Genomic DNA, 23,255 nt, shown 5'->3' with positions numbered 1-23,255 from the left:
CGCCGGGGGCCGCGATGCCGGAGCTGACGAGCGCGCAGGCGCGCGAGCGTTTCGCGCGGGCCAGGCTGGCCCGGCTGGCGACCGTCGGCGCCGAGGACCGCCCGCATCTGGTGCCGGTGGTCTTCGCGCTGACCGGCGACACGGTGGTGACGGCCGTCGACCACAAGCCGAAGCGGACAATGCGGCTGAGGCGCCTGGACAACATCCGCGCCCACCCCGCCGTATGCCTCCTGGTGGACGACTACGACGAGAACTGGGACCACCTGTGGTGGGCGCGGGGCGACGGCACGGCCCGCGTCCTGCCCCCGGCCGACGAATCGGCGCTGTCCTCGGACTACGTCCGGCTGCTCGTGGACACCTACCCGGTCCAGTACGAGGACCGGCCGCCGCGCGGGCCGGTCGTGGAGATCACCGTCGGGCGGTGGAGCGGCTGGCGGGCCGGATGAGCCGCGGCGCCCGTGGGCGGGTCAGCGCGCGGATTCCGCCATCCTCGCGAACTCGCTGCCCAGCTGGGACATGGCGTGGTCGTACTCCTCGGCGGAGACGGCCTCCCGGAGGGTGGCGAGGACCGCCCGGACGCCTCGGTCGGCCTCCGGCTCGGACAGCCCGGTGCGCTCATGCACCCTGCGGATCGACTCGTCGGGGTCGAAGATCTCCATGTCCCCCTCCCCGCGCTGAAGGGACTCCCGGAGGTGTTCGGGCAGCTCCAGGGCGAGATCACGGGCCTCGCCCGCGCTGAGGCGGGCCGCCACGGTCTCGAGCGTGGCACGGGTGACATCGGCCGCTTCCTGCCGCGAGAGCTGGGTGCGGTCCGCCACTATCCGGAAGAACTCCCTGTCGTCCATGCGGGCCTCCCTATGACGCGCCCAGGACACGGCTCCATCAACCACCTTGCCATGCGTGACCGCCGCCCGCGAGGCACTACCCGGTCTCATCAGGCGCGGGGACGGGTGCGGGGGGACGATGGTTGTGTGGGGCTACGGCCATCCTGTTCCCCCAGGAGGTGGACGATCATGACCTACTCCTCCGACAGTCCGCATGGTGCCGAGCAGCCGAGAGGGGAACCCTCCGGCCGGCCGGGAGAGCGGCCCGGCGAGGGCACCCCGTACACCACGTTGCAGAACATGCTGTCCGACACCGCATGGCAGGTCCTGGTGGCCGCGGGTGTGGTGGCGATCGCGCTGGGCATCATGGTGCTGGTGTGGCCGGGAGCCACGCTGGTGGTGGTCGGCGCCCTGTTCGGCGCCTATCTGCTGATCAGCGGGATCTTCCAGCTTGTCGGGGCCTTCGGCGCGCATATACCGAGGCATCTGCGGGTGCTGAGCTTCGTCACCGGGGCGCTGAGCGTGCTGCTCGGACTGCTCTGCTTCCGGGGTCCGGCCCAGTCGATCCTGCTGCTCGCGCTGTGGATCGGCTTCGCGTGGCTGCTCCGGGGCGTGATGCAGACCGCCACGGCGATCTCCGCCGAGGGCATGCCCGCCCGCGGCTGGCAGCTGTTCCTCGGTGTGCTCACCATCCTGGGCGGGATCATCCTGATCGTGGCGCCCTTCGGCTCGATCACGGCGCTCACCGTGGTGGCCGGCATCTGGCTGCTCGCCCTGGGCATCATCGAGATCATGCACGGCATCCAGATGCGCACCCATCTCGGCGGCGGTGCCCCCGCGCGGAGCACCGGGGTCTGCACTTCCCCCGCTTCCGCTCACAGCCGCATCCTCAGGCGTAGCCGGGCCGTCGCGATGGCCGCTCACGGCCGCCGCGACGGTGCGGGACGGTCAGGGGCTCCGGCTCGGGACGGGGTGGCGGGGCGGGTCAGCGGGTCTGCACCCACCACGCCATCAGGCCGATGGCCGCGGTGCCGCAGGCGTACGACGCGCCGCGGACGAAGTTGGCGGCCGCGAGTCGGCCGTATCGACGCCATCTGCTGGTGGAACGGCTGGGTACCGGTGGGCGAACCTCCATGGTGTGCATATGGAGCCCCTTTCGTGAACGTACGGACAGTGACTGTCCGACACGGGGGAACGACGCGCTGGAGAAAGCATACAAAAGTGTGAACTTGCTCCATGCATCGGACTCGCCGAAAAAATTCCTTTCGACACGATTTCAGGACGGGGCCGATCAGCGGGATTTGGCCGCCGCGGGGACGGTGCGGGTGGCGGTGTTCCAGCCCGAGATCCGGACCGAGGGGGCCGAACCGCCCAGATCCGCCGTGCGATAGGTGGCGGTGAGCGTCACCGACTCCCCCGGCCACAGGCTCACCTCGTTGTCCGACCAGCGCACAGGCAGGACGGGCGTGTCCGAGCCGTTCACCAGATGGGCGTCCACGAGCAGCGCCGGTGTGCCGCGGCTCGCGGTGTTGCGCAGGGTGACGGTCGTGGTGGCGGTGGAGTCCGGCCCGCCGGTCGTGGTGGCGGTGGCGGACACGGGTGCCTCGGCCATGTCGTCGAGCCCGGTCAGATCCGCGTACGAGGTGGTGGGGGTGTAGTACCAGTCGGTGTTGTCCCAGTCGAGCACGTCCCGCTCCGTGGAGAGCCAGTACACATTGCGGCCGATCTCCTTGCCCGCGCCATCGGTGAGCTGGAGCTTGGCCAGATAGGTGCCGGACACTCCGCTCACATTGGCCGGGACGGTGAGCGCGGTGGCCTTGCCGCTGTCGCCCGGCACCCGAAGACCGGTGGCGCTCTTGTCGAACTTCCGGGTGCCGTCGGGGGTGTAGAGGCTGACCCGGGCGGTGAGACCGGTGGCGGCGGTGTGCCGGTTGTTGACCACGACCACCGAACGGGAGTCGTACGAATACTGGATGTGCAGCGGCTCATTGGCCTTCTTGGCGCCGTAGTAGGCCCCGCCCTGGTCCAGATAACGGTCGAAGAGCTGCCAGTGGAGCGAGGTCCAGCCGCTGTTCAGCATCCAGTGGACGACACCGGTGGCGGGCCGGGAGGCGTCGGAGAAGTTGCGCGCGTACGCCTCGAACTGGGCGCGCACCGCCTCGTAGCGTGCGAGCCGCGCCTTGCGCACATAGTCCGTCAGCCCGGTCGGCGGTCCATAGCGGCCGATCAGCGCGTTGTCGAAGAGCTTGAGGTCACCGAAGGTGTCCGACGGGGACCGGTGGTACTGCTTGGCCGACGGATCCCGCCACAGGGTCTCCAGCTCGCTGGGGGACATCATGCGCCGGAGCGTGTCCAGGGTGGGGATGTCGGGTCCGGCGCTGGTCTCGGAGTTGAAGCCGGTGGCCCCGCCCTCGCGTTTGGCGTACCAGTAGTCCGGCGGGACCCAGTCGTAGGGGCCGGTCATCTTCATGCCGGACTTGCCGAGCTTCGGGGAGGACTTGGCGGAGGCGGCGGGGATCACCGGGTTCGGCCAGTCCGCCGCCTCGAGGGCGTCGAGGTAGTTCTTCTCGATGGTGGCGTCGGGGGCGAAGTCGCTGCCGATGAGGAAGGAGATGACGCTGGGGTGGTCGCGCAGCCGCGCGGCCTCGGCGGCCATCGAGTCCTTGGCGACCGGGTAGTCGGCGGCGCTCCACTTCTCCCCCGTCTCATCGCCGTTGACCTGGCCCTCCCACTTGTCGCAGCACTCCCAGCCGGGGAGGGTCAGAATGCCGTAGCGGTCAGTGAGGTCGAAGAACTCGTCCGGCTCGATATGGCCTTCGAGGCGGACGGTGTTCAGCCCCAGGTCGAGGGTGTACTTCAGCCGGTCCTCCACCGAGCGGGCGTCCCAGCGCAGAAACACATCGGGCGACCAGCCACCGGCCTTGATCAGCAGCGGGCGTCCGTTGATGCGGTACTGGCGGGCGCCGTCGGCGTTCAGCGGCGCCTTGACGTCGCGGATGCCGAAGCTGTGGTGAGCGGTGTCGGAGGGAGTGCCCGAGACCGTGGCGGTCAGGTCGAGGTCGTACAGCGGCTGATCGCCCATCCCGGCGGGCCACCAGACCTTGGGCCGGTCCAGTCGCAGCTCCGGAACGTCGTCGGGGGTGAAGGTGACGGCCTTGGTCTCGTGCGGGGCGAGCGAAACCGTGCGGCTGATGGCCGCGGGGCCGGCCGTACCGGAGACCGTGGCGGTGACCGTGGAGCCGGAGTCGTTGCGGACCTGGGCCTTGACGGTGAGTTCGGCGGAGGCGAGCGAGTCGGTGTCCAGCCGGGTCGTCACATGCGCGTCGCGCAGGGCCACCGGGCCGCCGCGGCGGATCAGCACATCGCGGACGATGCCCATGTTCTCGTCCGGTGGGGGCTGCAGCCAGTCGATCCAGCCCATCGTGAGGTTCTTGCGCGGATCGTTGGGCTGGACGCGGAACGCCACGGCGTTGGTGCCCGCCTTGACCAGGTCGGTGACGTCCAGCTCATGGTGGGTGTACGCGCCGGCGATCTGATCCTTGGTGGCGGCCTGGACGCCGTTGACGTACACATCGGCGGCGGACACCACACCGCTGACGTCCAGATAGGTGCGGCGGGAGGGGTCGGCCACGGTGAAGTCGCTTCGGTACCACCACGGGACGGCGAAGTCGGCGGCCGGGATCTTCTTGAGGTTGGTCGAGTAGAACGGATCCGGGTAGGTGCCGGCGTTGAGCAGCCCGGCGAGCACCGTCGACCGAGGCCCCACGGGGTGCCAGCCGGACGTGGGGTAACCGGGCGTGGAGATGGCCGCGGGGCTGTCCGACACCTTGGCCGAGGACTGCGTGGCGAAGCCCGCGAGCGGAGTCGCGGTGCCCGGCGCCCCGCCCACCCGGGTCACCGGGGCCGGGGCGCCCGCCGCCGTCCCGGGGCGCGGGGGCGCGGCGCCCGTGGTCAGGGAGACGGTGAGGAGGAGGCCGCCGACGGCGAGCGAGGCGGTCAGGGCGCGTCGGACGCGGGCTCGCGCCCGCCGCCGGGATGGTGCCGGACGGAGGACCACGGATGTCTCCCTGAAGGCAGGCAGAGCATTGGTTAAGTAGGTTTCCTAACAATCTAGGGACGGTAGAGAGCTGAGGGAGGCATGTCAACCGGCCCCGCCGAGAAATGGCCCTTCCGGCGGATAGCGCGGTGGGGTGCGGAGCCGCGGTGATGCGCGGCGGTCACGCGCGGCACGGTGATGCGCGACGCGGTCAGCGCCCGGCACGGCCAGACCGCCAGACGCGGAGTAGCCGGCGCGGCGCGGTCGTCACGGTCACCACGGCACGGCCATCGGGGTGTGACCCGGCCAGGCGCAGAGCAGCCGACACGGCGTGGCCGAGCGCGGCGCGATCGTCCGTCACGGCCAGCGCGGAGCAGCCAGCCCGGAGCAGCCAGCCCGGAGCGCTGACGCTCCGTGTCTGGCCCCCGCGCCCTCGTTCAGGCGTGCCAGCGCAGCACCGCGCCCAGGCCCCCCGCCGGTCCCTGGAGTCCCTCGGGCACCACCAGCACCTCGGTGTCGGCCACCGCCGCGGACCGCATCAGCGCGTCGTCCGCGCGGGCGGCCTCGGGTGTTCTGACGCCCATGGCACGCGCCTGGGAGCGCTGCACGGCCACCTGATCGGCGTCGGGGCCGATCCACACCTCATGGCGCATATCGCCCCCCGCGGTCCCCAGCAGCAGCGTGGCCGCCTGATGGCTGCGCATGGCGTCCACGACCGCGGGCACCCCCTCCGCGGCCCCGCTGCTCGACGGTCCGTTGCCGTCGTGCCCGCCCGGGCCCGGCCCGCCGGGGCGGCCCCGACCGGCGCGGAAGAGATCGAGGACCGACTCCAGATGGGCGCGGGCGTACTCCGCCCGGGCATGGTCGATCTCCGCGTTCAGCAGCTCGGAGCAACGGGAGGCCCTGCTGCCGTGGCGCATTTCCTCCGTCGTGGCCCGTAGCGGCTCGGGCAGCCGGTCGCGTACGGCCCGGCGCTCGCGCGGATCACCGGCCAGGATCAGCAGCTCGGCGTCGCCGTCCGACCACTGCCGCACCAGCTCGTCGGCCACGCGATCGGCGGTCAGCTCCCAGGTGTTCCCGACCCGGTTGCGGTAGTGCCACTCGTGGCGGTCGGCGGGCACCGAGCGGTGGCCCCGGCCATGCGCTCTCCTCCCCGCGGCGCGGCCCGCCGGGCGGCTCCCGGTGTCGTCCCGCAGCTCCAGATCGGCGCCCGCCTGGTCGACGATGGCCACCAGACAGGCCGGCCACTCGCCACGGAACGCGGCCAGTGGCGCCACCCGCGGCAGCATCGACCAGGACGTCACCACATCGATCGGGGAAGTGGCGAGCGGCAGGTCGAGCACCACCTCGCCATCCGCCGCGAACAGCGCCCGCCCCGCGGACGCCCTGGCCACCTGCTCACCGGCCAGCCGCTCGATCACCGCGTCACAGGTGGCGCGGTCGGCGCCCTGCTCGGCGAGCTGATCCGCCACGAACCGCTCCCGCAGCATGCGCCGTCTGGGCGCGTCCTCCGTACTGCGGGAGGTGTCCATGTACACACCGGCCCATGGACCGGGACGGTCGAACAACGGCTTCAGGAATCCAACGTCCATGACCTCCCCCAAACCCGGGGACACGCAGGGCAGGAACCGGCCGACCCGAATTCCGCGGATCGCCGTTTGCTCCTGACACCAGGATCCCTCGACCTCACCGGGTTCGCCAGAGACGGCTAGAATCGCTGGCATGGCTCGCTCCAATGAGGAGGTCGAAGCCCTCCTGCGCGAGTACGCCGATCTCCTCCTGATCACGGGCGGGGACGCGTACCGGGCGCGTGCGTACGAGAAGGCCGCCCGGGCGATCGGTGGCCATGCGGCCGACATCTCGCAGTTCGACGCGAAGGCGCTGCGGGACATCCCCAATGTGGGCCGGTCGATCGCCGACAAGGTGGTCGAGTATCTGCGCACCGGGACCATGCCCGCCGTCGAGGAGGCGCGCGCCGCGATCCCGGCCGGGGTGCGGGAGCTGACCGCCATCCCGGCGCTCGGGCCGAAGAAGGCCATGATCCTCTACGAGGAGTTGCAGATCTCCTCGGTCGACCAGCTGGCCCAGGCGATCGAGGAGCACCGGCTGCGCGACCTCAAGGGCTTCGGGCCGAAGTCGGAGGAGAACATCCTCCACGGCATCGCGCTGATGCGCGCCGCGGGCGACCGCATCCCGCTCGACGAGGCCATGGACGTGGCCGATGACATCGTCTCCGCCCTGTCCAAGGTGCGCGGCTGCCGGCGGTGTGCCTACGCCGGATCGCTGCGCCGGATGAAGGAGACCGTGGGCGATGTGGACATCCTGGTCGCGGCGGAGGAATCCGGCCCGTTCATGGAGGCGTTCACCGGGCTTCCGCTCACCTCCGAGGTGATCGCACACGGCCAGAAGAAGACATCGATCCGCACCACGAAGGGGCTGCAGGTGGATCTGCGGGTCCTGCCCCTGGACTCATGGGGCGCGGGGCTGCTCTACTTCACCGGCTCGAAGGCGCACAACATCCGCGTCCGCGCGATCGCGGTGCGCCATGGCCTCAAACTCTCCGAGTACGGCCTCTTCGAGACCAAGAGTGGCAAGACCATCGCCTCACGCAGCGAGGAGGACGTCTACGCCCGGCTCGGCATGGATTGGATCCCGCCGACGCTGCGCGAGGACCGGGGCGAGGTCAAGGCCGCCCTCGAAGGCCAACTCCCCAAGCTGGTCACGGAGTCCGACCTACGGGGCGATCTGCACACCCACACCAACCTCACCGATGGGCTGGAACCGCTGGAGGACATGATCACCAAGGCGGAGCGGCGCGGATACGCGTACTACGCCATCACCGATCACGCGCCCAAGCTGTACATGCAGCAGATGACCGAGGAGAAGATGCTGGCCCAGCGGGAGCGGGTGCGCGAGCTCGACCGGGGGCGCGGACGCGGGCACACCCGGCTGCTGCACGGTGTGGAGCTGAACATCGACACCGAGGGAGACGTGGACTGGCCGCCGGAGTTCCTCGAGGGCTTCGACGTGTGCGTGGCCTCGGTGCACACCCAGTTCGGCCTGGACCGCAAGGCCATGACCCGGCGGCTGGTGAGGGCCTGCGAGAATCCGTACGTCCATGTCATCGGCCATCCGACGACCCGGCTGATCGGCAAACGGCCCGGTATCGACGCCGACTTGGACGAGGTGTTCGCCGCCTGCGCCCGCACCGGCACCGCGCTGGAGATCAACGCACATCCGGACCGGCTCGATCTGTCGGACGACAACATCCTGCGGGCGAAGTCGTACGGGGTGGTGTTCGCCCTGGACAGCGACGCCCACTCGACCCGGGATCTGGACAACATGCGATACGGGGTGGGCGTGGCGCAGCGGGGCTGGCTCACCCCGGACGACATCATCAACACCTGGCCGCTGAGCCGATTGCGGCGTTTTCTGCGCAAGGACAAGGGGCAGCAGCCTTCCACATGACCACTTCCGAACCCGCGCCCTCCTACCCCGCCCATCGGGCCCCCGGCGCCGAAACCCTCGCCGAGCTGGACGAACGGCTCATCGACTGCCGTGCCTGCCCACGGCTGGTCGAGTGGCGCGAGGAGACCGCGCGCATCAAGCGCCGGGCCTACGCCGACTGGGACTACTGGGGGCGGCCGGTGCCCGGCTTCGGGCCACCGGACGCCTCGGTGGCGATCGTGGGCCTCGCACCGGCCGCCCACGGTGGAAATCGCACCGGCCGGATGTTCACCGGCGACCGCGCCGGCGACTTCCTGTACTCGGCGCTGTACGACCTGGGGCTGGCCAACCGGCGCACCGCCACCCATCGCGGCGACGGGCTGGAGCTGCGCGGGGTCAGGATCACCTCACCGGTGCACTGCGCCCCGCCCGCCAACCGCCCCACCCCCGGGGAGCGGGACACCTGCCGCCCGTGGCTGGCCCGGGAGCTGCGGCTGCTGCGGCCGACCGTACGGTCCGCCGTGGTGCTCGGCGCGTTCGGCTGGCAGGCCGTGCTGCCCGCGCTGGAGGCGGCCGGATGGTCCGTGCCCCGGCCGCGGCCCGTGTTCGGGCACGGCGCGCGGAGCACACTGCGGGCGGCCGACGGCGGGGCGCCGCTCACGCTCTTCGGCTGCTACCACGTGAGCCAGCAGAACACCTTCACCGGACGGCTCACCCCGGCCATGCTGCGCGAGGTGCTCGGCGCCGCGGCGGCGGCGGCCGGGCTTCCGGTCTCCGGCCCGGATCCGTCCTGACCACCGCGGGATTCCGTCGGGCGGGATTCCATCAGGGGCCATCAGCGGGCGGAGGGAAGGGGAGGCCCCGGGCACTGGGGCAGGAGGGCGCCCGGGGCCTCCGATCATGGGGTGGGCCGGATCAGTTGAGACCCTGGCCCGCATCGCTGCCGGTGTCACCGGCCCCGGCGGCGGCACCGGCACCCGCATTGCCCGCGTCACCCGCGTCACCCGCTCCGGCGTTGCCCGCACCGGCGGCGTCACCGGCGCCACCGGCCGCATCACCGGCACCACCAGCCGCGTCGCCAGCGCCGCCCGCCGCGTCGCCAGCACCACCGGCCGCGTCGCCAGCGCCGCCCGCCGCGTCGCCGCCACCGGCGCCGCCGTCGCCTGCGCCGATGACCGCGCCGGTGGCTTCCAGCGCGCCGGTCACCGGCTGGAAGAACGTCTCGCCGCCCTGGGTGCAGTCGCCGCTGCCGCCGGACGTCAGCCCGACCGCCGCGTCCTCGGCGAACATCGCACCGCCGCTGTCGCCGGGCTCGGCGCACACATCGGTCTGGATGAGGCCGTTGACGATGTCGCCGTTGCCGTAGTTCACCGTGGCGTTGAGGCCGGTGACCGTACCGTCGGTGACCCCGGTCGTGGAGCCGGAGCGCTGCACCTTCAGGCCCACGCTCGCCTCGACGGCACGCCCGATCTCCTGGGTGCTGCCGTCCTGGAGGTCGACCGTGCTGGACGCCTGGGTGGTGGCGTCGTCGTACATCACCAGCGCGAAGTCGCTCGCGGGGAACTGGGAGTCCTGCACGGTGCCCACCTGCTGGGCGCCGGCCTCGTCCGAGGTCCAGGTCTGGGATGCGTTGCCACAGTGGCCGGCGGTCAGGAAACCCGGCGCGCCGTCGACGCTGACGTTGAAGCCCAGCGAACAGCGGGCGCCACCGCCGAAGATGGCATCGCCGCCGTCGAGCCCTCCGGCCGCGGCGTCACCGCCGCCACCGGCGTCACCCGCACCACCGGCGTCACCGGCGCCACCCGCGCCCTGCTCCCCGCCGGCGGCGCCTCCGGCACCGGCATCACCGGCACCGCCCGCGCCCGCGTCGCCCGCACCGCCCGCCGCACCCGCGTCACCCGCGGCATCCCCGGCCCCCGCGTCGCCCGCGGCATCCCCGGCCCCCGCGTCGCCCGCGGCGTCCCCCGCGCCCGCGCCGCCGTTGTCGCCGGGCTGGGCCGCCTCCTCGCCGTCGAACTTCTTGAACTCGCCCTGGCTGCGCTTGACGCTGACCGTGCCCTCCATCTGGTCCGTGGCCTTGGTCAGCGTGGCCCACTTGGCGCCGGTCACCGTCCGGTCGGCGGTCACCTGGACCTTGTTGGTGACCGGGTCGATGGACCAGGCGGTGCCGGGCACCGACGCGTCGCTGCTCAGCGTCTTGGTGGCGGCCTTCAGGTCTTCCATGCTGTTGGTCACGATCTTCGCCACGGCGCCCTTGGCCCGGACGCCCTCGGCGGAGTCCTCGTCCACCACGTTCATGACCAGCTGGCGGTTGGCGTTGTCGTAGTACCAGCCCGCGCCGTTGTCACCGAGGTCCGCGGCGAGGCTCCTCGCGAGCTTCACCGCGACCGGGGACGAGAAGGTCTTGGCGCCCGACGTCTCGTCCGGGTTCGCATTCGCGTTGGGCAGCAGAATGGCCGCTGCTCCGAGCGCGGCGACGGCGGCTCCGGAAATGGCGAGGGTCCGCTTGTTCACACGTCGGTGGCTCAACTCACTGACCTCCAGTCGGGGATGCGCGGCAGGCGCGTACGGAGCGCTTGTCGCGTTCCGCCACGCCCCCGCGCGGGGCCACCACGTCGTACGCGGACGCGTTCGCCCCGTTCTCACCCGTACTCAAGGTCTGATGAATAGCTGCGCCGAACGATCCGGATGGGTAGGCTCCGCCGGTTCGGCCGGTCGTCTCGACGCCTGCGGCGGGCTGTTCCCCTCCCCGCAGCCGGGGACACCCCCTTATCCGCGCTCGGCGGCCTCGGCCTGGGCGCTCAGCTCCCATACCTCGCCGAGCGTCATCCGCTCCGGCTCGGCGGGGGAACCGCCGGTGTCCTCGAAGTGGTCGACATAGGCGCCGATGAACTCCTGCCAGCGCTGGTTGGCCGGATCCTTGTCCAGCGCCGCCATCGCGGCCGCGAAGTCCTCGCAGTCCACGAGGTGGAAGAGGTGGCGGCCGCTGCGCCAGATCCGCCAATTGGTGATCCCGGCCCGTCGCAGTGCCTCCAGCAGGTCCTCCGGGACCGTGGCGTGCGCCTGCTCATAACCGGACTCCTGGCCCTCCTTGAGAACCGAGTGCAACGCCACCCGCATGGACGCTCCTCCTTCTTCCGCTGCCGCTTCCGTTGCCGGGCGGCCACGGTGGCCGCCCGTCAACGTCCCATAATGCAGCGCTCAGCCCTTCTGTTCGACGCGCACCCAGTCCACCTCCGCCTGCACTCCGCCCGCCGCGATCCGGTCGACGCTGGATTGCGGCAGGCCCCAGTAGGGGGTGGTGACCTTGTTCCACCCCGCCGGATACGCCCCGCCCAGGGCGAGGTTGAGGATGACGTACTGGTTGTGGCCGAAGACCCATTGGCCACGGGTGGATTCGAGCTTGTTGCGCGTCGTCTCCTGGACCACCCGGGCGTCGACGTAGAAGCGCATCACGGTGGGTGTCCACTCCACCGCGTAGGTGTGCCACTGGTCGGCGCGGCCGCCGCCCTCGTAGATCTGGCGGGCGCCGATGTTGCCGTCCGCCGAATAGCCGGGGCCGTGCAGGGCGGTGCTGGTCCAGTCCGCGTAGCCGATGTTCTCCATGATGTCGGTCTCGCCGGAGGACGGCCAGGACACCGACGGATCATCCACATCGCTGCCCAGCAGCCAGAACGCGGGCCAGAACCCATCGCCGACCGGCAGCTTCATCCGGGCGCTGACCCGCCCGTAGGTGAAGTCCATTTTGGTGTGAGTGTCGATGCGCCCGGAGGTGAAGTCGTAGGTGCCGCCGCCCGCCTGAGTGCAGCCCTTGCAGTACTTCGCCCTGATGACGAGACTGCCGTTCTCGGTGCGGATGGTGTCGGAGGAGTCGACATACGCCTGCGACTCGCCGTTGACCGACCCCATCTCCTGGCCGGTCCGCACCACACGCCACTTGGAGCGGTCGAGGGTGCCACCGGTGAAGTCATCGAGGAACGTCGTCCGGTACGCACCGGACTGTTCACCCGGGAGGGCGGGGTAGGCGGCGGAGGCGCTCCCGCCGGTGCCCCAGACCTGGAACTCGTAGAGGGAGTAGCCGAACTGGGCCGTGGCCGGGGCCGGGTTGTAGAAGGAGCGGCGCTCCTTGCCGAGCATCCGCACATAGCGGCCGGTGGCGGGCTGCGACAACTTCACGGTGTCACGGCGGCCCACCGCGTCGGCGGGCGACTTGACGTCCGCGCGACGGGCGGCCACCTCGGCGGCGGAGGGCTGGTACACCGTGCGCCAGGTGCGGTTGTCGTCGGACACTTGCAGCTGGTAGTCGACGGCGTAGGCCGCCTCCCAGTAGAGGTCGACGGTGTCGATCGTGGAGGTGGCGCCGAGGTCCACCGAGACCCAGCGGTCGGCGTTCCAGTCGCTGGACCAGCGGGTCTGGTCGTCCTTGAGGTTGGCGGGCCAGCCGCCGTCGGTGAGGAAGGCGGGTGAGTTGCCCGCGTGCTGGTAGTAGTTGGAGTAGGCGGGGTGGTTCAGGGCGAGGTTGGTGCGGGTCGTGGACGCCGGGGCGGGCTCTCCGCCGTAGACCTTGAACGAGTACAGCGAATAGCCGTAGGGCGTGCCACGCTCGATGCCACGCATCCGTACGTAGCGGCCGGTGACGTCCTGCGGATAGGTGTGGGCGGTGAGGGATCCTCCGGTGCCGGCGTTCTCGGTGTAGAAGGGGGTCCAGTCGGTGCCGTTCTTCGACACCTCCAGGACGTACTTCTTGCCGTAGGCGGCCTCCCAGTCCAGGACGACCCGGTCGATCCGGATGGTGGCGCCGAGGTCGACACGTATCCACGCGTCGTCGCTGAACGGGCTGGCCCAGCGGGTCGACCCGTTGCCGTCGAAGGCCAGGCCCGGCGCGGTGCCGTCGTTCTCGCTGCCGGAGGCGGTGACGGCGTCGTGATTGGCGGCGTACGAGGCCGCCGCGCGGTCGGTGTCCCACGTCGCCTCGGCGGCGGCCTTGGCGGAGTGGGACGCGGGCGTGGCGAGGGCCGGGCCCGTGGACAGCAGCGCCACGGTGGCGAGGGTGGCGAGGGCGCTCAGCAGTGTGCGGTGGCGTTGGCGTTGGGTACGGGATGGCATGCGACTCTCCTCGAGGAGGTCGTGGGGGTACACGTGTGGTGCCGAAGTGCGGTGGTGCCTTCGTGCCGTGTGCCGATGTGCCGTGTGCCGTAATACCGATGTGCCGATGTGCCGATGTGCCTGCGTGCCGTGGTGCGTGTGGTGCCGTCTGTGCGGTGTGCGTCGGGTGGCGACGGGCCCTGGGGGTGTCCGGCGGGTCTTTCCCCTCCCCGCCCCTTCCCGATACCAGGGGCTCCGCCCCTGGACCCCGAGGTCGACCACTTGGTCGTCCTCGGGACGCGGGCCGGGGCCGGAGATCCGGGGCGGAGCCCTGCCACGCGGCGGAGCCGCATATCGATGCCGCAGGGCGGGGCGGGGAGGCGAACAGCCTGCCCGGCCCTTCCCCTTACCGGGGCTCCGCCCCCGGACCCCGAGGTCTGGGGCGAAGCCCCACCGCGCGGCGGAGCCGCACATCGATGCCGCGGGAAGGGAGCGGCCCGCCGCAGGCGTCAAGAGCCGTCGGACACCTCCTACGCCGCGCGGCGGGCTCGGCCCCGGTGGTCGCGGATGATCTCCGCGTAGCGGTGGCCGGAGCCCTTGATGGTGCGGGTCTGCGTGCGGTAGTCGACGTGGACGAGGCCGAAGCGCTTGTCGTATCCGTAGGCCCACTCGAAGTTGTCGAGCAGCGACCATGCGAAGTAGCCGGCCAGCGGGGCGCCCTTGCGGGCCGCCGAGGCGCAGGCCGCGAGGTGCTGGACGAGGTAGTCCTGGCGCTCGGGGTCGTCGATGGTCCCGTCCGGGCGTACGACGTCGGGGTAGGCGCAGCCGTTCTCGGTGACGTACAGCTTGCGGGCGCCGTATTCGCCGGTCAGGCGCAGCAGGAGGGTTTCGATGCCGGTGGCGTCGATCTCCCAGTCCATGCCCGTGCGGGGTACGTCCGGGCGGCGGACGGCGTGGGCGTGGGGGGCCGGGCCGGTGGGGTCGTCGGTGACGGTGGCCGGGAAGTAGTAGTTCAGGCCCAGCCAGTCCAGGGGTGCGGCGATGGTCTCCAGGTCGCCGGGGCGCTCCGGCAGCTCGACGCCGTACACCTCGCGCATGTCCGCGGGGAAGCCGCGGCCGTGGACCGGGTCCAGCCACCAGCGGTTGGTGTGGCCGTCCATGCGCCGGGCGGCTGCCAGGTCCTGCGGCCGGTCGCTCGCGGCCTCGACGGTGTTGAGGTTGTTGACGATGCCGATCTCGGCGCCCGGTGCGGCGGCCCGGATCGCCTGGGCGGCCAGGCCGTGGCCGAGCAGCAGATGGTACGAGGCGCGGACCGCCGCGGTCAGATCCGTGAGCCCGGGCGCCATCACGCCCTCGAGGTGGCCGATCCAGGCCGAGCACAGCGGCTCGTTGAGGGTGGTCCAGTGGTGCACCCGGTCGCCGAGGCGGTCGGCCACCACCGAGGCGTACGCGGCGAAGTGTTCCGCGGTGTCGCGCACGGGCCAGCCGCCCCGGTCCTGGAGCACCTGCGGCAGGTCCCAGTGGTACAGGGTGACGGACGGGGTGATACCCGCCTCCAGCAGACCGTCGATCAGCTCGTCGTAGAAGGCCAGGCCCTTGGCGTTGACCGGCCCGTCGCCGCCCGGCATCACCCGTGGCCACGCGATGGAGAGCCGGTAGGCGTTGGTGCCCAGCCGCTTCATCAGCCCGATGTCCGCGCGCCAGCGGTGGTAGTGGTCACAGGCCACGTCGCCGTGGTCGTCGCCCGCGACTCTGCCGGGGGTGTGCGAGAAGGTGTCCCAGATCGAGGGCGACCGTCCGTCCTCGGCAACGGCTCCCTCGATCTGGTAGGCCGAGGTGGCCGTGCCCCACAGGAAGTCGTGCGGGAAGGCTGTGAGGTCCAGGAGTTCGGACACGTACGTCCTTTCAGAGGTGGGAAGGCCGGTCACTTCACGGCTCCGGCGGTGAGTCCGGCGACGAGGTAGCGCTGGAGGAGCAGGAAACCCGCGACCACGGGGACACTGACGACGAGCGAGGCGGCCATGACCTGGTTCCAGTACACCTCGGTCTGGGTGGCGTACCCCTGGAGGCCGACGGCGAGGGTGCGGGTGGTGTCGTTGGTCATCACGGACGCGAAGAGCACCTCGCCCCAGGCGGTCATGAACGCGTATACGGCGACGGCGACGATGCCGGGGATCGCGGCCGGGACGACGACCCGGAACAGCGCGCCGAGCGGTCCGCAGCCGTCCACCAGCGCCGCCTCGTCCAGATCGCGCGGCACCGAGTCGAAGTACCCGATGAGCATCCAGATCGAGAACGGCAGCGAGAAGGTGAGATAGGTGAGGATGAGGCCGCCGCGGGAGCCGAAGAGGGCGATGCCGGTGGCGTTGCCGATGTTGACGTAGATGAGGAACAGCGGCAGCAGGAAGAGGATCCCGGGGAACATCTGGGTGGACAGCACGGTGACCGTGAACACCCGCTTGCCCCGGAAGCGGTACCGGCTGACCGCGTACGCGGCGAAGACGGCGATCACCACCGAGCAGACGGTCGCGGCGCCCGCCACGATGACCGAGTTCACGAAGTAGTCGGCGAGCGGGACCGTCGACCAGATGTCGATGTAGGGGCGGATGGTCAGTCCGCTCGGCAGCCAGCGGAACGTCCCGGAGACGTCCTGCAGTGGCTTAAGGGAGCTGGAGACCATGACGTACACCGGCAGCAGGACGAAGCCGGTGAGCAGGGTGAGGAAGATCCGGCGGGCCCAGAGGAAGGACCGGGGGGCAGCCATCGGTGAGCGGGGAGCGGCCATCGGTGAGCGGGGCGGCGCCGGAGCGGTGCTAGACATCGGCCGTCTTCCTTCGTCGGGAGGTCAGCAGGAGGTACAGGCCCGTCACCACGAGCAGGAAGAGCAGCAGCAGCACGGACATGGCGGAGCCGGTGCCGAAGTTCCAGGTGGCGAATGTCGTCTGGTAGACGTGGATGGAGATGAGGTCCGCGGCCTCCGGCGCCGCCTTGCCGAACAGCACGTACGGGGTGTTGAAGTCGTTGAACGTCCACAGGAACAGCACCAGCACCAGCACCTGGTTGACCGGGCGCAGCGAGGGCAGGGTGATGCGGCGGATCTGCTGCCACATCCCGGCGCCGTCGAGGGCGGCCGCCTCGTAGAGCTCCTTGGGGATGTTCTGCAGACCGGCCATGACGACGAGGAACGCGAACGGCCAGCCCTTCCACACCGACACGGTCAGCAGCGCGATGAAGCTGTTGTCGCCGATCAGCCAGAACGAGGGCTTGTCGGTGAGGCCCAGCTGGTCGTGGAGGACGTGGTTCACCAGCCCGTTGTCATGCTGGAACATGAACGCCCAGGTGATGACGGCCGTGTAGACGGGCAGCGCGTACGGGACCAGGAACAGGGTGCGCAGCAGCCCCCGTCCGCGGAAGGTGTCCTGCAGGAAGATGGCGGCGGCGGTGCCCAGCAGCCAGCACAGCCCGACCGACAGCACGGTGAAGCCGCAGGTGACCCAGAACGAGTGGAGCAGCGCCTCCCCGGCCGGGGCGTTGATGTCCACCGAGATCTTGTAGTTGTCCAATCCGGACCAGGGCGCGGCGCCCCAGTCCCGGATGGAGAACCGGGTGAGCGCCTTGAAGCTCATCAGGATGCCGATCACCATCGGCACCAGATGGACCAGGAGCTCGAGGACGAGGGCGGGCAGGAGCAGCAGGTACGGCAGTCCGATGCGGCGGATCCGCCCGGGGCGGCGCGGGCCTCGCGCCGCCCCGGGGGTGCTCCCCGACACCGTCCGCCGGTCTTTCTCAGCGGTCGCGGTCGTGGTGGTCATCAGGTGTCCGCACTCACTTCGCCGGCATCTGCTGCTGGGCCTTCTCCAGCTTGGCCTTCACCGACTCGGTGGTCACCGGGCGTCCGCCGGCGGCTTCGGCGAGCAGCTCCTTGACGGCCGTGCCGACGCCAGTTTCGAACTGCGACTCGTCGGCCACCTGCGGCAGCGCCGCGGCGCTCTTGGCGAGGGTGTCCCGCAGGGCGGCCGTCGCCTTGGTGTTGAAGGCGGGGTCGGACTGGGCGGCCTTGACCGGCGGAATGGAACCGTACGCCTTGTTGAGGATCTTCTGCTCGGCGTCGCTGGTCATGAACTTCACGAACTTAAGGGCGCCGTCCTGGTTGTCGGTGTTCTTGAAGACGGCCAGGTTGATGCCGGCGACCATCGAGTTGACGGAGGTGCCGGAGCCGGGGGTGCCGGAGCGGACGGGCGCCGGCGCCACACCCCACTCGTCGTCCTTCATGCCCAGCGAGGTGAGGGTGGCGGAGGCGGTCTGCCACAGGACCATCGCCGTCTTCCCCTTGGCGAAGTCGCTGAGGGACTGGTTCTGCGCGTACTCGGCGTTGCCCGGGGCGATGATCTTGTCCTTGGCCATCAGGTCGACGTACTGCTTGATGGCGGTGACCGCGCCGTCGGAGGTGAAGTCGGGCTTGCCGTCGGCGGTGAAGAAGTCCGCGCCGTGCTGCTTGGCGAAGACGAAGACCTGGTGGATGTTCTCCGAGAGGTTCGCGCCCTCGGCGCCGAGGCCCCACTTGCCGTCCTTGGAGAGCTTCTTGCCGTCGGCGACCAGTTCGTCCCAGGTGGCGGGCGGCTTGGAGATGCCCGCGTCGGCGAACATCTTCTTGTTGTAGTAGAGCGCGTACGCCATCGAGTACAGCGGCACCGCGGCCGGGTCCTCGCCCCGCGCACCGGTCGAGCCGAGGGCGGAGGCCACGAAGCGGTCCTTGTCGCCGATGCTGCCGAAGTTCTTGGTGTCCCACGGCAGCAGCGCCCCGGACGCCTGCAGCGAGGCGCTCCAGGTGTTGCCGATGTTCAGGACGTCGGGGCCCTGGCCGGAGGTGGTCGCGGTGAGGATCCGGTTCAGCAGCTCGGACCAGGGAATGACCTCCAGCTTCATTCTGATCCCGGTCTGCTTCTCGAACTTGTCGAGTTCGGGCTTCAGGACCTTCTTGTCCACCGTGATGCTGGCGCCCTGGTTGGAGGCCCAGTACGTGAGCGTCTTCGGCGAGTCGTTGGAACCGCCGCCGTCCGTCGAGGAACCACCTCCGCACGCCGAGGCGGCAAGGGCGAGTGACAAGGTGACGGCGCCTATGGCCGCGGCTCGGATCCTGCGCATGGCTCCAGGTGTCCCTTCCGGGAGGGGTGAATGCCAAGAAGGGCCCGGGCACGCCAACCGCGTTCAACTCCCGAAGCCGCTCACGGCTTAATTTAGGACGTGAGTTAAACCTCAAGAGAAGGTCGCGTCAAGAGATCCGGCGGAGGTATCTTGCGGCGCGGAGCCGGGACTTGAGGAGGCCAGGTGGCAGCGCACAACGGACGTAACGTTCGTGACCTGCGGCGGGAGAACCGCGCCGCCGTCCTGCGTCGGTTGTATTTCGACGGGCCGATGAGCCGCTTCTCGCTGGCCCCCGCGACCGGGCTGAGTTCAGGTTCCATCAGCAATGTGGTCGCCGAACTGCTCACCGAAAAGCTGGTGGAGGAGGCCGGAAGCATCGACTCCGACGGCGGCCGTCCCCGCACCCTGTTGCGGATCACGCCGCACAGCGGCCACATGATCGGGGTGGATGTCGGCGAGACCCGGGTCCGCGTTGAGCTGTTCGACCTCTCGCTGGCCGAACGGGCGCGCGCCGACCGGCCGTTGCCCACCCGCGGGGCCGGGCGCCGGGTGCGCTACGACAGCGAACTGATCGCGGGCCACATCCGCGACGGCATCGCCGAAGTCCTGGAGGCGGCCGGGCGCGACCCCGCGCGGCTCCTCGGCGTCGGCATCGGCGTCCCCGGCATCGTCGAACACTCCGAGGAGGACGGTGCGGTGGTGCACGGCCAGCCGATCGGCTGGGAGGCGGTGCCGCTGGAACGGATGCTGCGCGGATCGGGCCATCTCCCCAACGAGGTCCCGTACTTCATCGAGAACGGCGCCAAGACGCTGGGGCAGGCCGAGATGTGGTTCGGCGCCGGGCGCGGTGCGCGCAACGCGGTGGTCGTGCTCTTCGGGTCGGGCGTCGGCGCCTGCGTCGTCACCGACGAGGTCGAGCACGGCCGGGCGGTGGAGTGGGGCCATCTCACCGTGCGGGTGCGGGGCCGCCGGTGCCGCTGCGGGGCACTGGGCTGTCTGGAGGCGTACGCGGGCGCGGAGGCGCTGCTGGAACGCTGGCAGGAGGCGGGCGGGCAGCCGCCGCCCGACACCGACGAGGAGACCGCCCTGACGGCGATGCTGGCCGCCGCCTACCCCGCGGACGGCGACGCCCCGGACCCGGTGGCGGCCGCCGTCCTCGCCGAGACCGCGGAGTACCTGGGCGCCGGGCTGTCCGACCTGATCAACCTCTTCCAGCCCGAGCGCATCCTCGTCGGCGGCTGGGCCGGGCTCCAGCTCGGCGCGCGTTTCCTGGACTCGGTGCGCGGCCACGCGGTGTCCTACGCGCTGCCGTACCCCTCCGGGCGGGTCGGCATCGACCTGGGCGCGCTGGGACCGGACGCGGTCACGGTGGGCGCCGCGATCCTGCCGCTCGCCGCGTTCTTCGCCCGCGGCGGGCGCCGTCTGCCGCCCACTCCCGCACCGGAGCCGTCCCCCGCGTGGCGCACCACCCTGGGCACACGGCTGGCGTAGGGGGTACGGGCGCGGCCGGCGTAGGGCTACGGGCAACCTCGGACGCGGGGTTACGCGCACGTTCCGCGCAGGGTTACGGGCGCGTCCCGCGCAGGGGCCACACGCACGTCCGGACGCGGGGACTCCACGCCCGCCCCGCGCAGGGCTACGGGCACGTCCGAGCGCGGGGGTTACGGGCACGTCCGGCGCAAGGCTACGGGCACATCCGGGCGCGAGGGCCACACCCACGTCCCCCGCACGGCGACGGGCACGTCCCGCACAGGCGCCACACACACCGTACGGGCGCGAGGGCTACGCCGACTCCCGTACCACCAGCTCCGGTTCGAAGAGTACCGAGGCCGGCTCGGTGCGCAGGCCCCGGACGTGCTCGTCGAGCAGCCGGGCCATCGCCGCCGCCATGTCCTCCACCGGCTGGCGCACCGAGGTCAGCGGCGGCCGGCAAGTGGCGGCCACGCTGGAGTCGTCGAAGCCGACGACCGCGACATCGCCGGGCACCCGCCGGCCACGCTCCCGCAGCACCTGGCAGGCCCCCTGGGCCATCAGGTCGTTGGCGGCGAACACGCCCTCCACGTCGGGATGTTCGGCCAGCAGCGCGGTCATCGCCGCCACCCCCCTGTCCAGCGTGAAGCCCCCCTCGGCCACCGGCACATACGGATGGCCGCCGCGAGCCATCGTGTCGCGGAACCCGGCGAGCCGCTCCTGGCTCGCCGCCACGGCCCACGGCCCCGACACGGTGGCCACCTTCCGGCACCCCCGGGCCAGCAGACGCTCGGCCGCGAGGCGGCCACCGTCCCAGTGCGCCAGGTCGACATGGCTCAGCGCGACCGGCCGCACGGGACGGGCGAACAGCACGGCGGGCAGTCCGGCCTCGGCCAGCAGCGCGGGCAGCGGATCGTCGGGGTGGGTGGACACCACGAGCGCCCCGTCCGCGTTTCCCTGCCGCAGATACCTCAGCACCTCCTGCCTGGCCTCGGGGGACTCGGCGAACATCAGCACCGGGTGCGTCGAGCGCGGCCGCAGGAATCCCACCACTCCGCCGACCACCCGGCCGAAGAACGGATCGGCGAACACCCGCGCGGCAAAGGCGTTCTGCTCCTCCTCCGAGGTGTCCCCGGTCCCGTCCCCGGCCCCGGAGACGACGAGCGCCACGGTGCCCGTGCGCCGGGTCACCAGCGATCTGGCCGCCCGGTTGGGCACGTAGCCGGTCCTCCCGATCGCGACGCGGACCAGGTCCTGGATGGCCGGATCCACGTTGCGGACGCCGTTGACGACCCGGGACACCGTCGCCCGGGAGACACCGGCCTCCCGGGCGACATCCTCCAAGGTCGGGGCGTGTCGGTTCATGTCCGCACCCTAGTGGCAGCGCGCCCCGAGGGCATAGAGCGCTCTCCCGCCACCGCCGGGAGACGCATCACCACCAGCCATGGATCAGTGGTAGACGCCGAACTCGTAGAGCGAGTAGCCGTATCCGGTGCCGCGGGCCGTGCCGTGGACGCGGACGTAGCGGCCGGTGCCGGAGACGTCGAAGTCGTCGACGCCGCCGTTGCCGTCGGTCACCTCACGGATGGTGCGCCAGCTCTGGCCGTCGTCGGAGGTCTGGAGGGTGTACGCCTTGGCGTAGGCGGCCTCCCAGACCAGCTGGACGTGGGTGAGGGGGGTGGACGCGCCGAGGTCCACCTGGAGCCACTGCGGATCGCTCCAGTCGGCCGCCCAGCGGGTGTCCGCCTTGCCGTCCACGGCGTTGGCGGCGGGGCAAGGGCAGTCGCCACTGCCCGTCTGGTACGAGGAGGCGGTGGCCGGCTTGCCGAGTGCCACATTGGTGCCGTTCACGGCGGGCGGGACGACCCGTACGGAACGGGTCTCGATGCCCACGTTGCCCTTGCCGTCGGTGGCCTTGACGTAGATCTTCCACACGCCGGGGCGGTCCGGCGCGGTGACCCTCAGCCGGCCGCCGCCGAGGTCGGTGGCGGGCAGCGGGGTGAGCTTCTTGTCCTGGTCGAGGTACATGCTGCTGCCCAGCACCTGGTAGGAGAGGGCGTCACCGTCGGGGTCGGTGGCCTTGACCATGAGCGTCAGGTCGCGGCCCGCCTCCACCTTGGCGGGGTCGCCGTCCACGGCCAGTGAGGAGATGACCGGCGGGGTGTTGTCGTGCGAGGTGTCCGCGCCGTACGCCTTCTTCACCGCGTAGTACGACAGCCGCTTCTGGCCGGCGGGCAGCAGGTTGAACCAGACGCCGCCGAAGTCGTCCTCGGTGCCGTAGTGGAACATCGTGGCGCCGAGCGCGACGCCCTGGTGCCCGGTGACGCAGTTCCACGCCTTGGTGTAACCGGCGGCCTTGGCCTGGTCGGTGGGCTCCTCCGGCACGCCGTTGGCGTCGTCGGGCACCTCCCACTCCCCCGGCGGGCCGGTCTCGGTGACGATGTACGGCTTGGTGTAACCGCCCTGCTCCCAGGTGGCCTTGATGTCGCAGACGGCGTTGTAGGAGTTGACGGCGTACAGGTCCAGGTCGGGGGCGTTCCGCTGGTAGTACGGCCAGGCGCCGGTCCACGCGTCGGTGGAGGTGACCGGGTGGTCGGGGTCGACACCATGGATCTTCTTGGCGATGTCGTTGACGAACGTGGTGTAGGCATCGCGCTGCCGCTCCAGCTCATCGCCGCTGTAGCAGTTCTGCAGGCCGAGCACCGACTCGTTGCCGACGTTCCACATCAGCACGCCCGGGTGGTCCTTGTATGTGGCGACCCACTTGGGGAACTCGGCGAGCATCTGGTCCTTGTAGGCGGTGTCCGTCCGGTAGTTCACACAGCCACCGCTGCCCGGGCCGCCACCGGGCTGCAGCCAGAAACCGGCGATCACCTTGATGCCGTGAGCGGCCGCGGCGTCGAAGAGGGGTTTGCTGGTGGCGTCGGTGCCCCAGGTGCGGAGGGTGTTGACGCCCATCGACCGCAGATCGGGCAGATAGCGGTCGGCGTCCGCGATGGCGGGGCCCCAGGTCAGGCCCTTGATCTGATACGGCTGGCCGTCCACGGTCAGCCGCCAGTCGCCCTGGGTGCCGGTGACCTTGACGACGCTTCCGGCGGCGTGTGCCGGCTGGCCGGGCAGCGCGAGGGCGCCGGTGGCCAGCAGACCGGCGATGAGGGGCGCCGCGATACGGCGTGGGGCGGTACGGGTCCGGGTCATGGTGGTGTCTTTCGGTGTGTCGGGGGAAGTGGCGTGCGAACGGCCCGGCC

17 protein-coding genes and 1 pseudogene are annotated in these 23,255 nt (G+C 71.0%); 5 read left to right on the top strand and 13 right to left on the bottom strand.

Going from position 1 to position 23,255, the window contains the following annotated elements; translation table 11 throughout:
* Positions 1 to 14: 14 nt before the first annotated feature.
* Positions 15 to 446 (top strand): TIGR03668 family PPOX class F420-dependent oxidoreductase, encoded by a 432-nt coding sequence (locus tag CGL27_RS43000; RefSeq protein WP_078638998.1) that lies wholly within the window; start codon positions 15 to 17, stop codon positions 444 to 446.
* A 21-nt stretch (positions 447 to 467) separates the two neighbouring features.
* Here the strand turns inward: CGL27_RS43000 and CGL27_RS42995 are convergent, their stop codons facing one another.
* Positions 468 to 845, bottom strand: coding sequence for a DUF2267 domain-containing protein (locus CGL27_RS42995; protein ID WP_078638999.1), 378 nt, complete (start codon positions 843 to 845; stop codon positions 468 to 470).
* Between the two features lie 168 nt (positions 846 to 1,013).
* Between CGL27_RS42995 and CGL27_RS42990 the strand changes: the two are divergent.
* Positions 1,014 to 1,723: pseudogene (locus tag CGL27_RS42990) on the top strand (HdeD family acid-resistance protein).
* Positions 1,724 to 1,809: 86 nt separating this feature from the next.
* Here the strand turns inward: CGL27_RS42990 and CGL27_RS50505 are convergent.
* The 3 genes from CGL27_RS50505 to CGL27_RS42980 all read right to left on the bottom strand — a co-directional run bounded on the left by CGL27_RS50505 (position 1,810) and on the right by CGL27_RS42980 (position 6,452).
* Entirely contained in the window at positions 1,810 to 1,968 is a 159-nt protein-coding gene (locus tag CGL27_RS50505; RefSeq protein WP_014057037.1) for a hypothetical protein, read from the bottom strand.
* Between the two features lie 147 nt (positions 1,969 to 2,115).
* Positions 2,116 to 4,881 carry an exo-beta-D-glucosaminidase gene (locus CGL27_RS42985; protein WP_119992981.1) on the bottom strand — a complete coding sequence of 922 codons (2,766 nt, stop codon included), beginning with the start codon at positions 4,879 to 4,881 and terminating at the stop codon, positions 2,116 to 2,118.
* A gap of 416 nt (positions 4,882 to 5,297) precedes the next feature.
* The gene (locus CGL27_RS42980; RefSeq protein WP_119992979.1) at positions 5,298 to 6,452 is read right to left on the bottom strand and encodes a hypothetical protein; all 1,155 of its coding nucleotides are present in this window, start codon (positions 6,450 to 6,452) and stop codon (positions 5,298 to 5,300) included.
* Between the two features lie 130 nt (positions 6,453 to 6,582).
* Between CGL27_RS42980 and polX the strand changes: the two genes are divergently transcribed.
* Together polX and CGL27_RS42970 are read left to right on the top strand one after the other, a co-directional pair.
* A complete protein-coding gene (gene polX, locus CGL27_RS42975) occupies positions 6,583 to 8,328 on the top strand; it encodes a DNA polymerase/3'-5' exonuclease PolX (RefSeq protein ID WP_119992977.1) in 1,746 nt (581 codons plus the stop codon).
* Entirely contained in the window at positions 8,325 to 9,101 is a 777-nt protein-coding gene (locus CGL27_RS42970) for a uracil-DNA glycosylase (protein WP_078639004.1), read from the top strand. The genes polX and CGL27_RS42970 overlap by 4 nt, the downstream gene beginning before the upstream one ends.
* A gap of 121 nt (positions 9,102 to 9,222) precedes the next feature.
* Here the strand turns inward: CGL27_RS42970 and CGL27_RS42965 are convergent, their stop codons facing one another.
* The 7 genes from CGL27_RS42965 to CGL27_RS42930 form a co-directional block, all read right to left on the bottom strand.
* On the bottom strand, positions 9,223 to 10,821 hold the full coding sequence (locus CGL27_RS42965) for a S1 family peptidase (protein WP_240450832.1): 1,599 nt from the start codon (positions 10,819 to 10,821) through the stop codon (positions 9,223 to 9,225).
* A gap of 255 nt (positions 10,822 to 11,076) precedes the next feature.
* Positions 11,077 to 11,427: an L-rhamnose mutarotase gene (locus tag CGL27_RS42960; RefSeq protein ID WP_119992973.1), complete on the bottom strand. Its 351-nt coding sequence runs from the start codon at positions 11,425 to 11,427 to the stop codon at positions 11,077 to 11,079.
* 81 nt (positions 11,428 to 11,508) lie between these two features.
* Positions 11,509 to 13,413 carry a discoidin domain-containing protein gene (locus CGL27_RS42955; protein WP_119992971.1) on the bottom strand — a complete coding sequence of 635 codons (1,905 nt, stop codon included), beginning with the start codon at positions 13,411 to 13,413 and terminating at the stop codon, positions 11,509 to 11,511.
* 509 nt (positions 13,414 to 13,922) lie between these two features.
* Complete coding sequence (locus tag CGL27_RS42945) at positions 13,923 to 15,287, bottom strand: GH1 family beta-glucosidase (RefSeq protein WP_205587841.1); 1,365 nt, start codon at positions 15,285 to 15,287, stop codon at positions 13,923 to 13,925.
* Positions 15,288 to 15,316: 29 nt separating this feature from the next.
* Positions 15,317 to 16,177 carry a carbohydrate ABC transporter permease gene (locus CGL27_RS42940; protein ID WP_078639008.1) on the bottom strand — a complete coding sequence of 287 codons (861 nt, stop codon included), beginning with the start codon at positions 16,175 to 16,177 and terminating at the stop codon, positions 15,317 to 15,319.
* A 28-nt stretch (positions 16,178 to 16,205) separates the two neighbouring features.
* Positions 16,206 to 17,204 carry a sugar ABC transporter permease gene (locus CGL27_RS42935; protein ID WP_119992965.1) on the bottom strand — a complete coding sequence of 333 codons (999 nt, stop codon included), beginning with the start codon at positions 17,202 to 17,204 and terminating at the stop codon, positions 16,206 to 16,208.
* Positions 17,205 to 17,217: 13 nt separating this feature from the next.
* A complete protein-coding gene (locus tag CGL27_RS42930) occupies positions 17,218 to 18,537 on the bottom strand; it encodes a sugar ABC transporter substrate-binding protein (protein WP_119992963.1) in 1,320 nt (439 codons plus the stop codon).
* Positions 18,538 to 18,720: 183 nt separating this feature from the next.
* Here CGL27_RS42930 and CGL27_RS42925 point away from each other — a divergent pair, with 183 nt between their 5' ends.
* Positions 18,721 to 20,028: an ROK family transcriptional regulator gene (locus tag CGL27_RS42925; RefSeq protein ID WP_119992961.1), complete on the top strand. Its 1,308-nt coding sequence runs from the start codon at positions 18,721 to 18,723 to the stop codon at positions 20,026 to 20,028.
* 291 nt (positions 20,029 to 20,319) lie between these two features.
* Here the strand turns inward: CGL27_RS42925 and CGL27_RS42920 are convergent, their stop codons facing one another.
* A complete protein-coding gene (locus CGL27_RS42920) occupies positions 20,320 to 21,372 on the bottom strand; it encodes a LacI family DNA-binding transcriptional regulator (RefSeq protein ID WP_119992958.1) in 1,053 nt (350 codons plus the stop codon).
* A gap of 84 nt (positions 21,373 to 21,456) precedes the next feature.
* Positions 21,457 to 23,205, bottom strand: coding sequence for a discoidin domain-containing protein (locus tag CGL27_RS42915; protein WP_119992956.1), 1,749 nt, complete (start codon positions 23,203 to 23,205; stop codon positions 21,457 to 21,459).
* Positions 23,206 to 23,255 lie beyond the last annotated feature (50 nt).

This window comes from Streptomyces sp. 11-1-2, assembly GCF_003595545.1.
GTDB lineage: Bacteria > Actinomycetota > Actinomycetes > Streptomycetales > Streptomycetaceae > Streptomyces > Streptomyces hygroscopicus_B.
Note: the sequence above shows the minus strand (reverse complement) of the source record. Positions and strands in the feature narration are given on the sequence as shown.

Coding starts and splice junctions, on each gene's coding strand:
- CGL27_RS42995 (WP_078638999.1), bottom strand. CDS start 845: ATGGACGACAGGGAGTTCTTCCGGATAGTGGCGGACCGCACCCAGCTC.
- CGL27_RS42930 (WP_119992963.1), bottom strand. CDS start 18,537: ATGCGCAGGATCCGAGCCGCGGCCATAGGCGCCGTCACCTTGTCACTC.
- CGL27_RS42960 (WP_119992973.1), bottom strand. CDS start 11,427: ATGCGGGTGGCGTTGCACTCGGTTCTCAAGGAGGGCCAGGAGTCCGGT.
- CGL27_RS50505 (WP_014057037.1), bottom strand. CDS start 1,968: ATGCACACCATGGAGGTTCGCCCACCGGTACCCAGCCGTTCCACCAGC.
- CGL27_RS42940 (WP_078639008.1), bottom strand. CDS start 16,177: ATGGCCGCTCCCCGCTCACCGATGGCTGCCCCCCGGTCCTTCCTCTGG.
- CGL27_RS42935 (WP_119992965.1), bottom strand. CDS start 17,204: ATGACCACCACGACCGCGACCGCTGAGAAAGACCGGCGGACGGTGTCG.
- CGL27_RS42955 (WP_119992971.1), bottom strand. CDS start 13,413: ATGCCATCCCGTACCCAACGCCAACGCCACCGCACACTGCTGAGCGCC.
- CGL27_RS42980 (WP_119992979.1), bottom strand. CDS start 6,452: ATGGACGTTGGATTCCTGAAGCCGTTGTTCGACCGTCCCGGTCCATGG.
- polX (WP_119992977.1), top strand. CDS start 6,583: ATGGCTCGCTCCAATGAGGAGGTCGAAGCCCTCCTGCGCGAGTACGCC.
- CGL27_RS43000 (WP_078638998.1), top strand. CDS start 15: ATGCCGGAGCTGACGAGCGCGCAGGCGCGCGAGCGTTTCGCGCGGGCC.
- CGL27_RS42920 (WP_119992958.1), bottom strand. CDS start 21,372: ATGAACCGACACGCCCCGACCTTGGAGGATGTCGCCCGGGAGGCCGGT.
- CGL27_RS42915 (WP_119992956.1), bottom strand. CDS start 23,205: ATGACCCGGACCCGTACCGCCCCACGCCGTATCGCGGCGCCCCTCATC.
- CGL27_RS42970 (WP_078639004.1), top strand. CDS start 8,325: ATGACCACTTCCGAACCCGCGCCCTCCTACCCCGCCCATCGGGCCCCC.